The organism is Neisseria sp. P0001.S005, from assembly GCF_051963715.1.
In genome coordinates, this window is the sequence record NZ_JBQCTZ010000078.1 from 1 (window position 1) to 15,977 (window position 15,977).

At 47.7% G+C, this 15,977-nt stretch carries 12 protein-coding genes; 4 read left to right on the forward strand and 8 right to left on the reverse strand.

The genetic code is table 11. The features are described 5' to 3' along the window. The 3 genes from ispE to ACTHSP_RS10820 form a co-directional block, all read right to left on the reverse strand. Positions 1–780 (reverse strand): 4-(cytidine 5'-diphospho)-2-C-methyl-D-erythritol kinase (gene ispE / locus ACTHSP_RS10810; RefSeq protein WP_440346093.1); only part of this gene is annotated, 780 nt, incomplete at its 3' end. An 8-nt stretch (positions 781–788) separates the two neighbouring features. Beyond that, positions 789–1,373, reverse strand: coding sequence for a lipoprotein insertase outer membrane protein LolB (gene lolB / locus ACTHSP_RS10815; RefSeq protein ID WP_204787846.1), 585 nt, complete (start codon positions 1,371–1,373; stop codon positions 789–791). Between the two features lie 56 nt (positions 1,374–1,429). Further along, positions 1,430–3,292 carry a tetratricopeptide repeat protein gene (locus tag ACTHSP_RS10820; RefSeq protein WP_440346089.1) on the reverse strand — a complete coding sequence of 621 codons (1,863 nt, stop codon included), beginning with the start codon at positions 3,290–3,292 and terminating at the stop codon, positions 1,430–1,432. 175 nt (positions 3,293–3,467) lie between these two features. Between ACTHSP_RS10820 and ACTHSP_RS10825 the strand changes: the two genes are divergently transcribed. From ACTHSP_RS10825 to recA, 3 genes are all read left to right on the forward strand, one after another. Beyond that, on the forward strand, positions 3,468–4,073 hold the full coding sequence (locus ACTHSP_RS10825) for a CoA pyrophosphatase (protein ID WP_440346090.1): 606 nt from the start codon (positions 3,468–3,470) through the stop codon (positions 4,071–4,073). Between the two features lie 262 nt (positions 4,074–4,335). Next, positions 4,336–5,664, forward strand: coding sequence for a 3-phosphoshikimate 1-carboxyvinyltransferase (gene aroA / locus ACTHSP_RS10830; RefSeq protein WP_440346091.1), 1,329 nt, complete (start codon positions 4,336–4,338; stop codon positions 5,662–5,664). A 147-nt stretch (positions 5,665–5,811) separates the two neighbouring features. Continuing rightward, positions 5,812–6,858 (forward strand): recombinase RecA, encoded by a 1,047-nt coding sequence (gene recA, locus ACTHSP_RS10835; protein WP_003680794.1) that lies wholly within the window; start codon positions 5,812–5,814, stop codon positions 6,856–6,858. A 95-nt stretch (positions 6,859–6,953) separates the two neighbouring features. On the opposite strand, the gene fghA is transcribed toward recA, so the two are convergent. Continuing rightward, the gene (gene fghA, locus ACTHSP_RS10840) at positions 6,954–7,802 is read right to left on the reverse strand and encodes an S-formylglutathione hydrolase (RefSeq protein ID WP_049351233.1); all 849 of its coding nucleotides are present in this window, start codon (positions 7,800–7,802) and stop codon (positions 6,954–6,956) included. Positions 7,803–8,299: 497 nt separating this feature from the next. Between fghA and ACTHSP_RS10845 the strand changes: the two genes are divergently transcribed. Then, positions 8,300–10,012 carry a proline--tRNA ligase gene (locus ACTHSP_RS10845; RefSeq protein WP_049351286.1) on the forward strand — a complete coding sequence of 571 codons (1,713 nt, stop codon included), beginning with the start codon at positions 8,300–8,302 and terminating at the stop codon, positions 10,010–10,012. 66 nt (positions 10,013–10,078) lie between these two features. Here ACTHSP_RS10845 and pflA read toward each other — a convergent pair whose 3' ends face one another. The 4 genes from pflA to ACTHSP_RS10865 form a co-directional block, all read right to left on the reverse strand. Further along, positions 10,079–10,885: a pyruvate formate lyase 1-activating protein gene (pflA, locus tag ACTHSP_RS10850; RefSeq protein WP_049351234.1), complete on the reverse strand. Its 807-nt coding sequence runs from the start codon at positions 10,883–10,885 to the stop codon at positions 10,079–10,081. 139 nt (positions 10,886–11,024) lie between these two features. Continuing rightward, on the reverse strand, positions 11,025–13,310 hold the full coding sequence (pflB, locus tag ACTHSP_RS10855; RefSeq protein ID WP_049351235.1) for a formate C-acetyltransferase: 2,286 nt from the start codon (positions 13,308–13,310) through the stop codon (positions 11,025–11,027). Between the two features lie 302 nt (positions 13,311–13,612). Further along, complete coding sequence (locus ACTHSP_RS10860) at positions 13,613–14,911, reverse strand: adenylosuccinate synthase (RefSeq protein WP_049351236.1); 1,299 nt, start codon at positions 14,909–14,911, stop codon at positions 13,613–13,615. A 43-nt stretch (positions 14,912–14,954) separates the two neighbouring features. Continuing rightward, positions 14,955–15,977, reverse strand: a 1,023-nt coding sequence (locus ACTHSP_RS10865) for an ATP phosphoribosyltransferase regulatory subunit (RefSeq protein WP_440346092.1), incomplete at its 5' end; no start/stop codon positions are given.

The following is a 15,977-nucleotide window of genomic DNA, read 5'->3' on the forward strand; positions in this document are numbered from 1 at the left end:
CTGTTGGTAAATTGTATTTGCTTCTTGATGAGATGCACTTGCTATAAACAAACAAGCCCCAGAACCGGTCATTAATGCATAACCATATTGGGATAACTCAACATAAGCCTTCCAAACCTCAGGATATTCCTGAAATACAACCACCTGCATATCATTTTGAAACGGCTGTAATGATTGGAAAGTCGGCATTATGCTGGGTTTGGAATCACGTGTCAAGCTTTCATGTGCAAAAATTTTAGCTGTTGCCACATGGACAGGGGGCTTAACGATAACATACCATTGTTTAGGGACATCTATTTCAGCCAGCTTCTCGCCTACGCCTTTGGCAAAAGCACTTCTTCCAAAAATAAAAAAAGGAACATCCGCACCAAGACTTACGCCTAAATCAATCAGTTGCTGCCTGCTCAAGCCACATTGCCACCATTGGTTTAAAACCATTAAGACTGTGGCCGCATCAGAGCTGCCGCCACCCAATCCGCCGCCGGTCGGAATTACTTTATCCAACCAAATTTCAACGCCGTGCGGTACGTTTGCATATGGCAGCAATAATTTAGCCGCCCGATAAGTCAAGTCCTGTTCTGGCTCAAGCCCTTCAACCGGCGTATGCAGAATAATCTGCCCATCAGTACGCATTTTCAGATGAACGGTATCGTATAAGCCGATCAAACAGAAAATACTTTCCAAATTATGATAACCATCGCTCCTGCGGCCGGTAATCCTCAAATCCAAATTTAATTTGGCCGGTGCAGGAAAGGCTTGGATTTCCTCTGAAACAGACATGGCATCCTCTATTTGCGTGCTGCGCATCGGGTTTGTCCATTCTTATCCAAAGAGTGGTTTACCGTGTCGAACACCAAGCGGATATTAAACTTGGCATTCTCAAGTTGAAGCGTTTTGGGCTGCCCTGAACTATTTAAAGTACGCGATATTGTCCAGTCAAACTGCTCCAGACGGCCATCAGGCAGGATTTTGTATGGCGCATTGGCAACGCGTTTACCATCCGCCCAAATATGCAGATATTGAACAGGCAAAGCAAAGCCCAAAAGCTGTCTGCTCAATTCCTCAGCCGTTTCCGCCTGATAAACCTTACCCTTACTGTCTACTGCCAATACACCTTCACTGTCTTGACACAGCTGGCCTACGGTATTACCCAGCGGTGTATTAACATCAATGGTTTGAACCGCGTTCTGATAAGTCCAGTCGAAATTGGCATATGAGCCTTTGCCTTCCACTTTAACAGCCAATCGACCGTCTGCGCTAAAATCCTGCACCTGCTCTGCTGCTTGCCAACTGTTTTGCTGAGGTAAGTTTGGCTGCGCACAGGCAGCTAAAAGCAATAAGGCTGCAATCGATGATAATTGTTTTAAATTCATGGATATTCCTTCATAGGCCGTCTGAAATCAAACGCTTTTCAGACGGCCTTTTGGTTTTATTTGTGTTTTTGAGTATGTGGTTTACTGGACGTTATACCGAATTTGGACATTGTCTCTTTTAATACTCGGAGATTGCTTCCGCGTTTCAAGCCGTCATTCCAGATTTCTTTGGCCTTGTCTTGGTCTCCAAGCGTCCATAGGACTTCGCCCAAATGCGCGGCGACTTCGGCTTCAGGTTCTTTTTCATAGGCATATTGAATATATGGAAGCGCCATTTGCGCATCGCCTTTAAGATAATACGCCCAGCCTACACTGTCATTAATTGCTGCGCTTTCCGGCTCCATTTGATAGGCCGTCTGAACCATTTTAAACGCTTCCTTCAAATCCTTGCCGTTGGACAGCAAGGTATAGCCCAAAGCATTCCAACCGTGTGGATTATCCGGATACAATTCAACAACTCGGCGCAAATCGGCAATCGCCTTGCCTGGCTGATTCAGCTTCTCATACACCATCGAACGCTGATACAACACATTGGCAAGCAGCTCGGGAGAAGCTTGGGTTTTCAAGGATTTTTCAGTGGAATTTACCAAGCTGTTCAAAGCGTTCAACGATTCTTGAAGATTGGTATTTTTAGACAATACAAACAAAGCCGTATTCAGCAAATCACTGGCTTCAAAATAACGTCCTCTTTGCTCGGGCATTTTTTGTGCGCGTTGCACCAAAGCCCAAGCCTCTTTATGGTTGCCCTGTTTGGCTTCGATAGAAGCGGCCAAAATAGTTTTATCAAACGTATAAGCCGTTGCCGTTACCTTGTCCAGCCATTGTTTGGCTTTCGCAAATTCTTCAGCATCATTATAAGAAACCGCACCAATCAAAGCCGCACGGCTGCGCTGCTCTTCCGTACCGGCTTTATAAGCCTTTTCCAGATAGCTGTTTACCGCAGAAATATTTTCCGTCTTGCTGGCGGACAATAAGGCGGCCTGAATATACAAATCAGGGTTTGGATTTTCTTCCAACAAAGTCTGCAAACGCTTAAAGGCCTGATCATTTTGACCATGGGCGATCAAATTGGCGATGTCCAACTCCTGCCAAATCGGAGATAAGGTTTTGGTGTCTGTATCTTTGAAGAAGCCGTCCAGAATATCAGGATGCCGTTGCGCCATCAGTCGCAACGTAACAAAAGTCGGCGGCAGGATTTCGTTGTCCAACTTAGCCAATCGCTGCAATGCTGCAATGGCGTGTTTCTTTTGACCGTCTTTTGCACTAAAAATTGCATCTGCAATTGCCGCTTCAGGGAAGTCTTTATAATTCAGTGCCGTTTTATGCACCTGTTTGACTGCATCGCTGGTCAGATTCGGCTGTTGGGCTGCGGTTTGCGCCAAAAGCAGAAACACGCGCTTTTGCTCGTCTTCACTACCGCCGGCAATCACCTTGTCCAATCCGCTCAAATTCTTATCGGCTTTGCCCAGCAGCAAATTACGCAACCAAGTCATACGCTTTTGTGTTTCACCAGGCTCCGGCTCGATTTCGCGCCATTTTTGGTAAATGGCTTCAGCCTGTTCAAAGGCATTTAAAGAAACTGCCATCTCCAAAGCGCGTTCGGCCACTTCGGGAGATTTGGTGCGATGCAACGTCAAAATATAAGTAAACAGAGCAGAAGCCGCATCACCCTTTTGCAGAGCCAGTTCTGAATTTAACAAAGTGAAAACCTGCGAGGTGCGGTTTTGTATACCCAACAGACGTATCCGCTCCTGCTCGCGCTCTTCGGGAGAAAAACGGTCAGCACGGCTTTTCTTTTTGATAATCTTAGCCGATTCAAAAACTGTTTTTGAATCGTTGGGCGCGGCAAAAGTTTGTGTAGCAAACAATATCATGACAGCCGCAGCTGCTACTCGAATACGGGATGGGGAAAACAACATAAATATCCTTTTTGAGAACCTGCCGACATTTTCAGACGGCCTAAGCACTTGCAAAACAGACGCAAAGCTTTATTTATCATTCAGGCATAACTGTAACACACGCACCCTATTTTGTTGACACGGTAACCGTAAACCTTGTGTAATCCTCATCTGCATAAAACAATCGGCGCCAAAAATGAATACCGACCAACTTATCCATTTCCTAACTCAAGCTTCACACTTCAGCAGCCGTATACAAGTAGAGCGTAATCAATTAGTTACCCCAAAAACGGTCAAAGAAGCAGCCGTTTTGGTCGGCATTGTCTTGTATGAAGGAGCGTGGCAAATTTTACTGACCAAAAGGGCCGAGACCTTAAGGCAGCACACCGGACAAATCGCCTTTGCCGGCGGCCGCAAAGATGCCCAAGACGACAGCCTAACGGCAACGGCGTTAAGAGAAGCTTATGAAGAAACCGCCATTCCGATTGCCGCATGGCAGACTTTTGCGCCGCTACCCTTTTATGACACGCCCTCCGGCTACCGTGTTACGCCTGTTCCGGCAATTTGCGTCCAGCCCGTCAACCCCAAAGCCAACCCCGACGAAGTAGCAGAAATTTTTTATCTGCCTTTGAGCTTCGCCTTAAACCTGAGAAACTACACATTCCGCCAGCTTCATCACAATAATCAAACCCTCGCCCTCCCCGCCCTGCCTTTCCGACACTACGACATCTGGGGGCTGACAGCAATCATTCTATATGGACTGGCTGAACGTTATCAGCAATATTGCCAAGCTTTTAAATAAGGCAAGGCCGTCTGAAAAAATAGGAAAGGATGGTTTCTGATTTTCTTATGGTGTTTGGTTATATACCTACCACAACAAAATAAGTTATAGCGGCAAACACAAAACAGGAGCAGAAAATTTCAAAATAAACGATTAGAAAATAGTGTAACGATATAAAAATTCATTTTTTCACAAATAAATTGTGCTCTCTTCATTTTTCAGACGGCCTTTGCCTGCGTATAATATCGGTCTGATTTACAATTCAAACGAGCTTAGCCCAGCCATGACCGAATCCATCCGCCTGCCCGCTTCTACACTCAAGCCTTCCACCGTTGCCCTGCCCGCTTCTACACTCAAGCCTTCCACCGTTGCCCTGCCCGGTTCCAAAAGCATCAGCAACCGCACGCTGCTCTTAGCCGCACTCTCCGACAACGTTTGCGAAATCCATTCTTTGCTCAAATCCGATGATACCGACCGAATGCTTGAAGCACTCGACAAACTCGGCGTACACATTGAATCTTTACCTGAAGGCCGTCTGAAAGTTCATGGCACCGGAGGCCGCTTTCCCAATCAAACCTCCGATTTATTTTTAGGCAACGCCGGTACGGCATTCCGCCCTTTGACTGCCGCGCTTGCCGTTTTGGGCGGCGACTATCATCTGCATGGCGTACCGCGTATGCACGAACGCCCCATCGGCGATTTAGTGGATGCGCTGCGCATTGTAGGTGCGGACGTACAATATCTGGGCAATGAAAACTATCCGCCGCTTCAGATCGGCAAACGCAAAGACAACGGCGAGCGCGTTATTCCGATTAAAGGTAATGTTTCCAGCCAATTCCTGACCGCCCTGCTGATGGCTTTGCCTTTGACCGGACAAGCTTTTGAAATCCACATGGTAGGCGAGTTGATTTCCAAACCTTATATCGACATCACGCTCAAGCTGATGGCGCAGTTCGGTGTGGGCATCATCAATGAAGACTACCGTGTATTTAAAATCCCGGCCGGTGCCAAATATCATGCGCCCGAACATTTATATGTAGAAGGCGATGCCTCCAGCGCGTCTTATTTCTTAGGCGCAGGCCTGATTGCGGGTACACCCATCCGCGTGACCGGCATCGGTGCGCACAGCATCCAAGGCGATGTTGCCTTTGCGCGCGAATTGGAGAAAATCGGTGCAGATGTGATTTGGGGCGAAAATTTTGTTGAAATTTCCCGTCCTGCCGATCGCAAGATTCAGGCTTTTGATTTGGATGCCAACCATATTCCAGACGCGGCCATGACCTTGGCCATCATCGCACTGGCCACCAAACAGCCCTGCACCCTGCGCAATATCGGCTCATGGCGCGTCAAAGAAACCGACCGTATCGCCGCCATGGCAACCGAACTGCGCAAACTGGGTGCAGAAGTTATCGAAGAAGCCGAAGCCATCCATATCACGCCACCCGAAACACTTACCTCCGATGCCGTCATCGATACTTACGACGACCACCGCATGGCCATGTGTTTCTCACTAGCTTCGCTTTTGGGCATCCCCGTCATCATCAACGACCCGAAATGTACGCATAAAACTTTCCCCGACTATTTCCAAGTTTTTGCATCATTGACCAACTGATTGATTATTCAAATTTTCAGACGGCCTGTTGCATACAAAAAACACAGGCCGTCTGAAAAATAAAAATAAAACTATACTTTTTCTTAATTTATGCGATAATAGCTAAATAAATTCTTAGCGATTCATATTTCCTTTCGGAGAGAAAACATGTCAGACGAAAAAAGCAAAGCCTTAGCCGCCGCCCTTGCCCAAATCGAAAAAAACTTCGGCAAAGGCTCCATCATGAAAATGGACGGCAGCCAACAGGAAGAAAACCTTGATGTTATTTCCACCGGCTCCCTCGGCGTAGACTTGGCACTCGGCGTTGGCGGTCTGCCCCGCGGCCGCGTGGTTGAAATTTTCGGCCCGGAATCCTCCGGTAAAACCACACTCTGTCTCGAAGCCATTGCTCAATGCCAAAAAAATGGCGGTATCTGCGCATTCATCGATGCCGAGCATGCTTTTGACCCGATTTACGCCCGTAAACTCGGCGTAAAAGTCGAAGAACTCTATCTCTCCCAACCGGATACCGGCGAGCAGGCATTGGAAATCTGCGATACATTGGTGCGCTCAGGCGGTATCGATATGGTCGTTGTTGACTCCGTAGCCGCACTTGTGCCTAAAGCCGAGATCGAAGGCGAAATGGGCGACAGCCACGTCGGCCTGCAAGCCCGCCTGATGAGCCAAGCCCTGCGCAAACTGACCGGCCACATCAAACGCACCAATACATTGGTTGTTTTCATTAACCAAATCCGTATGAAAATCGGCGTGATGTTCGGTAGCCCTGAAACCACAACCGGCGGTAACGCACTCAAATTCTATGCCTCCGTCCGCCTCGACATCCGCCGTACCGGTCAGATTAAAAAAGGTGATGACGTTATTGGTAACGAAACCAAAGTCAAAGTTATCAAAAACAAAGTTGCGCCTCCATTTCGTCAAGCCGAATTCGATATTCTTTACGGCGAAGGCATCAGCTGGGAAGGCGAATTGATCGACTTGGGCGTCAAACATGACATCGTTGAAAAATCCGGTGCATGGTACAGCTACAACGGCGCAAAAATCGGCCAAGGTAAAGACAATGTACGCGTTTGGTTGAAAGAAAATCCTGATATCGCCAACGAAATCGATGCCAAAATCCGTGCGGCAGTCGGTATCAATGTCGATATTACCGAAGGCAAATTGGACGACACCGACGGCGAACGTCCTGAGGAATAAGTCTGTTTGAAATTAAAGGTTAAAAAAGACCAAATAAAGGCCGTCTGAAATCCGACCATTAATCGGATTTCAGACGACCTTTTATTCAATACTGCTTAAAGCCCTAATGCCTGAGCGTGAAACTCAATATGCGAATCGATAAAGCTGGCAATAAAGAAGTAGTCATGCCCATAGCCCGGACGTACTTTATATTGAATATTGAAACCTTTTTCGCGTGCGGAGCGGACAAACGCTTCCGATTGCAGGACGTCAGGATACAAAGCATCTTCACTACCGACATCAATCAAAACAGGCAATTTATGCGAGGTCGTCTGAAGCAGCTCTGTACTGTTATAGCGTTTCCATGTTTCCACGTTTTGACCCAAATAAGCTGAAAACGCCTGCCTGCCGCCTTCCGTATCGATAGGATGACATAAAGGCGCAAAGGCAGAAACCGCAGCATATCGGCCGGGATAGTTCAAAGCCAAATGCAGCGCGCCATGCCCGCCCATGCTGAAACCTGCAATGCTGCGCTCTTTCGTTACCGGGAAATTATGCCCGATCAAATCAGGCAATTCTTGGCTGATATAGCTTTCCATTTGATAATGCTGCGCCCAAGGTGCTTCAGTTGCGTTAACATAAAATCCGGCACCCTGTCCAAGATAATGTTCCTCACTGTCGGCAACATGCTGACCGCGTGGCGAAGTATCCGGAAAAACCACAATAATATTCCATTGCGCCGCAAAACGCTGGATTCCGCTTTGCCGAACCAATTCAGAACCATCACTATTTAAGCCGGAAAGAAAATATAAAACAGGCGCAGGATAACCTTTTAAGACTTGTGGCGGCAGATAGACATCAAATACCATGTCCGTCCGGCAGGTTTGAGAAAAATGGCGGTACCGTTCCTGATGCCCGTTAAACATCTTTCTGCGTTCCAGCAAATGCAATTCTGAATTTTTCATTTTATTCCTTGTAAGGAAACAGCAATAAGCAGAATGTTAGCGCAAAACCTGTCCATCGTGTTGTTGCCCCATCTTTATTAGGGCAACCAAATCTGCTTTAAACAAGACTTACCAATCATGCGAAATCATTACGCCGACGGCATTTAAAATCTATACACAATCTCTGTGGATAAATCTGTTGATAAGCTTTGGGTAATCGTAAAATTTTCTTTAGGAACAAACCAAGTCTTAAATTGACTAAAATTTAATCAAATAAAACATAATAAAATCAAATAGTTATATTTATAAGATTTTACTATAATCATACAGTAAAAATTTATAGGTAAAACAAGGTTATGCGGCTTTGTGCATAAATTAGGGTTGACATCCCTAAAAATCGCCCCGAATCAAAAGCTGCGTGAAACAACGGCCGATTTCATCAGATGCCATTCAAAAGACGCGCGGCCACACATTTTGCGTTACAATACGCACTTATTTTTAAGAAAGAAAAATACGCCATGAAAGCCTCCCAGTTCTTCATTTCTACCCTTAAAGAAGCCCCTGCCGAAGCCGCACTTGCCAGCCACAAGCTGATGATTCGTGCCGGCCTGATCAAAGCCAACGCATCCGGTCTTTATACTTGGATGCCGATGGGTCTGCGCGTATTACGTAAAGTTGAAAATATCGTGCGCGAAGAAATGGCCCGCGCGGGTAGCGTAGAGCTGCTAATGCCGGTGGTACAACCTGCCGAACTGTGGCAGGAATCCGGCCGCTGGGAGTTTTACGGTAAAGAACTGCTGCGCCTGAAAGACCGTCATGACCGCGATTTCTGCATGGGTCCGACTTGTGAAGAAGTGATTGCCGACATCGTGCGCAAAGAAGTCAACAGCTACAAACAACTGCCAAAAAACTTTTACCACATCCAAACCAAATTCCGCGATGAAGTGCGTCCGCGCTTTGGTGTGATGCGCGCGCGCGAGTTTGTCATGAAAGACGCTTATTCCTTCCATGCCGACTATGCCTCGCTTCAGACGACCTATCAAGATATGTATGACGCTTACTGCCGTATCTTCACCCGTTTGGGTTTGAAATTCCGTCCTGTTGCCGCAGATACCGGCAGCATCGGCGGTACCGGCTCTCACGAATTCCAAGTATTGGCTGAAAGCGGCGAAGACGTTATTGCATATAGCGACACTTCCGATTACGCCGCCAATATCGAATTGGCACCGACTTTGCCGCTTAAAGGCGAACGCGCTGCTGCTCAGGCCGAGTTGACCAAAGTACATACGCCAAATGTCAAAACCATTGAGTCTTTAGTTGAATTCCTCAATATTCCGGTTGAACAAACCCTCAAATCCATCGTGGTTGAGGGCGAGAACGAAGGCGAACTCGTCCTGCTGCTGTTACGTGGCGACCATGAATTTAACGACATCAAGGCAGAAAAACTGGCTGGTGTGAAATCGCCACTGACCATGGCAAGCCCTGCCGCAATTGTTGAACAGTTCGGCGCAAACGGCGGCTCTCTCGGTCCTGTCAACTTCAAAGGTAAAGTCTATGCCGATTTCGCCACCGAAAAAGGCGCTGACTGGGTGATTGGCGCGAACGAAGACGACTACCACTATACCGGCTTCAACTTCGGCCGAGATGCTGCCGAACCTGAATTTGTCGATTTGCGCAATGTCATCGAAGGCGACATCAGCCCCGACGAACAAGGCCGTCTGAAACTGGCGCGCGGTATTGAAGTCGGTCACGTTTTCCAATTACGCGACAAATATACCCAAGCCATGAATGTCAGCTTCTTGGACAATAACGGCAAATCCCAAATCATGGAAATGGGCTGCTACGGTATCGGTATTACCCGCGTTGTTGCTGCTGCTATCGAGCAAAACAACGACGAAAAAGGCATTGTTTGGACCAAAGCAATGGCGCCGTTTGAAGTCGTTATCGTGCCGATGAACTACAAAAAATCTGAAACCGTACGCGAAGCCGCTGACAAAATCTATGCCGAGCTTTTGGCTGCCGGTGCGGATGTATTGTTGGATGACCGCGACGAACGTGCGGGCGTATTGCTGAATGACTCCGAGCTGTTGGGTATTCCTCACCGCATCGTAATCGGCGATCGCGCCTTAAAAGAAGGCAATGTCGAATATGCCGAACGCCGTGACAATCAGGCTCAAGCCGTTGCGGTATCAGAAGTTGTCGCCAAGGTTCTGACTGCATTGAACGCTTAAGTCTTTTTCAATCATGAAAAGGCCGTCTGAAACTGATTATTTCGTTTCAGACGGCCTTTTTCTGTTTTAATAAATAATGTTTTTTCCGTAGCTCTCTAATATTTCTTTGATTTTCAAAATGGTTTCTTTAGGCGGCGGATGTACGCCTTTTAATTTGTATTCGTCGCCGCACAAAGCCCATTTATGTGCGCCCAATTCGTGATACGGCAAAAGCTCGACCATTTCGACATTCTCCATATCACCGATAAACTCTCCCAATAAATGCGCTGAACGCTCATCATCGGTGTAGCCTGGAACAACCACATAACGAATCCGTGTCGGCTGATTGCGTTCGGCAAGATAGCGCGCGAATTTCAGCGTTTTGGTATTTGGAATACCGACAAGCACTTTATGAATTTCAGGATCGATTTGTTTTAAGTCGAGCATGACCAAATCGGTATGATCGAGCAAATCATCCAAAATCGAGTCATAGTGCAAAGCATAGCCATTGCTGTCGAGACAAGTATGAATATCGTGTTCCCGACAGGCCGTAAACCAATCGCGTACAAACTCATATTGCAATAACGGCTCGCCTCCGGTTGCCGTTACGCCTCCGCCTGTCGCACGCAGATAATGACGATAGGTCATTACCTGCTTCATCACAGTTGCCACATCCAATTCCTGCGCCTGCTCGGTATGGAGATCCCATGTGTCGCGATTATGGCAATACAGGCAGCGCATCAGGCAACCTTGCAAAAAGAGCACGTAGCGCAAACCCGGACCATCGACAGCACCACAAGATTCAATCGAATGAATAATACCTTTGCCGTTATAGTGACGGTGGCCAAGGTCTTTCAGTTCCGGCTCGGGGGTAATGGCAAAAGTCGTGGACATAGTGTTCGGCTCAAAAATGTTTTTGCTTATATGGATTGTACGATAATAAAGGCCGTCTGAACATTTCAGACGGCCTCGGAGCTTTGTTTCAAAACAAACCAAATGCAAATTTAGCTTCTGGTTTGTTTCCCCACCTGGATTACATGGTTTCTGTGAACGTACGGGTAATCACGTCAAGCTGTTGCTCGCGGGTCAACGAGTTGAAGCGAACCGCATAACCGGACACACGAATGGTCAACTGCGGATATTTCTCCGGATGGTGCATCGCATCTTCCAAAGTCTCGCGATTCAATACGTTGACGTTCAAGTGTTGACCACCTTCCAAAATACCGTCTTCATGGTGGAAATAACCGTCCATCAAACCGGCAAGGTTGCGTTCGCGAGAATGCTCGTCTTTACCCAACGCGCCAGGAATAATGGAGAAGGTATAGGAAATACCGTCTTTGGCAAACTCAAATGGCAGTTTGGCTACTGAAGTCAATGAAGCGACTGCACCGTTGACGTCACGGCCGTGCATTGGGTTTGCACCCGGACCAAACGGAGCGCCTGCACGGCGGCCGTCTGGAGTATTACCGGTTTTCTTACCGTAAACAACGTTGGAGGTAATGGTCAGTACGGACTGAGTCGGGGTGGCGTTGCGGTAAGTTTTGTGGGTTGCCACTTTTTTCATGAAGCGTTCAACCAAATCACAGGCGATATCGTCAACGCGGTCGTCGTTGTTACCAAATTGTGGGTATTCGCCTTCGATTGCAAAGTCAACGGCAATGCCATTTTCGTCGCGAATCGGTTTCACTTTGGCGTATTTAATGGCAGACAGAGAGTCGGCAGCCACAGACAGACCGGCAATACCGCAAGCCATCGTACGGATCACATCACGGTCATGCAATGCCATCAATGCAGCTTCGTAGCTGTATTTATCGTGCATGTAGTGAATGATGTTCAAGGCAGTAACGTATTGGGTTGCCAGCCAATCCATGAATTTGTCCATGCGCGCAAAGACAGTGTCGTAGTCCAAGACTTCGTCCATAATCGGTTCGGTTTTCGGGCCGACCTGGTCTTTGGATTTTTCGTCCACGCCGCCGTTGATTGCGTACAGCAGGGTTTTTGCCAAGTTGGCACGGGCGCCGAAGAATTGCATTTGTTTGCCGACAATCATTGGGCTCACGCAGCAGGCAATAGCGTAGTCATCGCTATTGAAGTCAGGACGCATCAAGTCGTCGTTTTCGTATTGGATAGACGAAGTGTCGATAGATACTTTGGCGCAGTACTCTTTAAAGCCTTGTGGCAGTTGTTCAGACCACAAGACAGTAATGTTTGGCTCAGGAGACGGACCCATGTTGTACAGTGTGTGCAACACGCGGAAGTTGGTGCGTGTTACCAAGGTACGGCCGTCCAAGCCCATACCGCCGATAGATTCGGTTGCCCAAATCGGGTCGCCGGAGAAGAGTTGATCGTATTCCGGAGTACGCAGGAAACGGACCATACGCAGTTTCATCACTAAATGGTCAATGAATTCTTGCGCTTGAGTTTCGGTAATCACACCATTTTTTAGGTCGCGTTCAATGTAGATGTCCAAGAATGAAGATACACGGCCGAAAGACATCGCCGCACCGTTTTGAGATTTAACGGCAGCGAGGTAGGCAAAGTAAGTCCATTGGATGGCTTCTTGTGCATTTTTTGCAGGGCCGGAAATATCGTAGCCGTAAGAAGCCGCCATTTCTTTCATTTGGCCCAATGCTTTGTATTGCTCATTGATTTCTTCGCGGCGGCGGATCACTTCTTCCAAGTCCACACCGTTTTCCAAATCGGCTTGCAGTGAGTTGAACTGGTTGAGTTTATCTTTCATCAAAAAGTCGATACCGTACAATGCAACACGACGGTAGTCACCGATAATACGGCCTCGGCCATAAGCATCCGGCAGACCGGTAATCACGCCTGATTTACGGCAACGGCGGATGTCGGGAGTGTAAACGTCAAACACGCCTTGGTTATGGGTTTTGCGGTATTTGGTGAAAATTTCGCTGACTTCAGGGTTCAATTCAACGTTGTACACTTTGCACGCGTCTTGCACCATTTTCAAACCGCCAAACGGCATGATGGAGCGTTTCAAAGGCTCGTCTGTTTGCAGGCCGACGATGGTTTCCAAATCTTTGTTGATATAGCCTGGAGCGTGGCTGGTAATACCGGATATGATTTGCGCGTCGATTTTGTACGGCTCGTGCGTACGGTTTTCTACTTTAATACCTTCTAATACGTCCGCCCACAGTTTGGTTGTGGCTTCGGTTGCTGGTGCCAAGAAAGAAGCATCGCCTTCATAAGGCGTGTAGTTTTTCTGAATAAAATCGCGAACATCTACGTTGGTTTCCCAGTTACCGCCAGTAAAACCTTCCCAAGCGGCAGGACGTTGCTGAACATCATTTGACATATCAAGCTCCTAATTTTATTGGAAATATAGACTGTAAATTTCTGAAAGGATAGCACTAATACCCTTCCATTTACAGGAGTTTTCTTGAAATAAAATTACAGACTAGCCTTTTCTTGACTTACATCAATGAGAATAATTGTTACTTGGCACTACATCTCGGTTTCCAAACACTCGCGTTTAAAAACGGCGTAGAATACGAAATTCAGCCCTGAAGACAGACATCCTTCAGGGCTGAATTTTTATTGCATTTCATATAAAAGGCCGTCTGAAACATTCAGACGGCCTTTTATTCACTTAATCAATTAAGCAAACGGGTGGTGCAAAACGATGGTTTCTTCACGGTCAGGACCAGTTGAAACAATGGCTACAGGTGCACCGCACACTTCTTCAATACGTTTCAGATAAGCTTTAGCGTTTTCAGGCAGCTTGTCATATTCTTTCACACCGAAAGTCGACTCGCTCCAACCCTGCATGGTTTCGTAAATCGGTTTGCAGGTTTCTACCGCATCGGAGCCGCAAGGCAGAATGTCGGTTTTGCTGCCATCAGGCAATTCATAACCTACACAGATATTGATGTTCTCAATACCGTCCATCACGTCCAGCTTGGTAATGCACATGCCGGAAATGCCGTTAACTTGAATAGAGCGTTTCAGAGCAGCCGCGTCAAACCAGCCACAACGACGCGCACGACCGGTTACAGAGCCGAATTCATGGCCGCGTTCAGCCAAGCCTGCGCCCACTTCGTCAAACAATTCAGTCGGGAATGGACCGGAACCCACGCGGGTAGTATAGGCTTTAACGATACCCAAAACGTAATCCAGCATTTGCGGACCTACACCTGCACCGGCAGAAGCGGCACCAGCCAAGCAGTTGGAGGAAGTCACAAACGGATAAGTACCGTAGTCGATGTCCAGCAACGTACCTTGTGCACCTTCAAACAACAGGCTTTCGCCTTTTCGGTTTTTCTCGTTCAAAACACGGGAAACATCGGTAATCATCGGCGTAATGCGCGGTGCAACTTTTTCAATGACCGCCATCACATCTTCAACTTTTACCGGCTCGGCATTGTGCAGGTGTTGCAACTGAACATTGTAATAAGCCAAAACAGCTTCCAGTTTCTCAACCAGTTTTTCAGGGTGCAACAAGTCCACCACGCGAATCGCGCGGCGGGCAACTTTATCTTCATAAGCGGGGCCGATGCCGCGACCGGTTGTACCAATTTTGCCTTTACCCCGGGAAGCTTCGCGAGCTTGATCAAGCGCGATGTGGTAAGGCAGAATCAATGGGCAGGTTGGCGCAATTTTCAGACGGCCTTCGACGTTTTTCACACCGGCAGCGTTCAATTCGTCGATTTCACCCAACAATGCTTCAGGAGAAACGACAACACCTGAGCCGATGAAGCAATCCAAAGTCTCATGCAAAATACCGCTTGGAATCAGGCGCAAAATGGTTTTTTTGCCACCGACGACCAAAGTATGGCCGGCATTGTGGCCGCCTTGGAAACGTACAACACCGCTGGTTTCTTCCGCCAGCCAGTCAACAATCTTACCTTTGCCTTCATCACCCCATTGGGCACCGATTACGACAACATTTTTAGCCATAGCCATCTAACCTTATTTCAGATACAAAATTTCAAAATAAAACTCAATCGTTCAAAGCGATTACTTTCCAAACGCCGTCTACCTGTTTCAGACGGCCTGTAACCTCTTCCGAACCGTTATAGCCGATACCGTAATCGATAACGACACATTGTCCTTGTTCGCGCAAAGCATCTACCGCTTCTTGAGCCGCAGGCATGTCTTTTACATCGACAGCCACCACGGATTCCCGTCCGATAGCAGGAAGGCGGCCGATAAAGCTGCGCAAATCAAAACTGAATCCGGCCGCAGGACGCGCACGTCCGAAGTATCCGCCCAATCCATCATAACGGCCGCCGCGTGCCACGGCATCATGACGGTTTGAACCATAAGCCGCGTAAAGCAAACCGGTATGGTAATTATCAACGCGCAGTTCCGACAAATCGATATGCACTTTTTGATTTGGGAACGCATCGCATACTGCCTGCAATTCATCCAAAGCCGCACTGACTGCGGACAATTCCGGTAATTTCTCTCTAGCCAAAGTCAGCACTTCACGACCGCCGTACAGTCGGGGCAACAGTGAAAACGCTTTTGCCCACATGCCATCTAGTTTCCACTCTTTGACCAACTGGCTGACGGCCTCGGCATCTTTGTCCTGCATTGATGACAGCAGAATTGCCGATTGCTGCACATCCAAATGCGCGGCATTTGCCAAAGCACGGAATACGCCGATATGGCCCAATGAAAGCAAAACTTCGCCCATATCGGCGATTTTCATGCTTTTCAGCATCAAATCAATCAATTCAATATCCGCTTCAATGCCTTCCAAGCCGTACATTTCCGCACCGGCCTGTAAAGGCTCGCGCATATTGAGCAATCCGTCAGGCCGCGCATGAAGCACTGAACCTGCATAGCATAAGCGGTTAATGCCTTGATTGGCGGAAAGCAAGTGGGCATCAATACGCGCCACCTGCGGTGTAATATCCGCGCGGATACCGAGTTGACGGCCACTGAGCTGATCAACGACCAAAATGGTTTTCAAAGACAAACCGGCATCGATATGCGTCAATAAGGAATGGCTGTATTC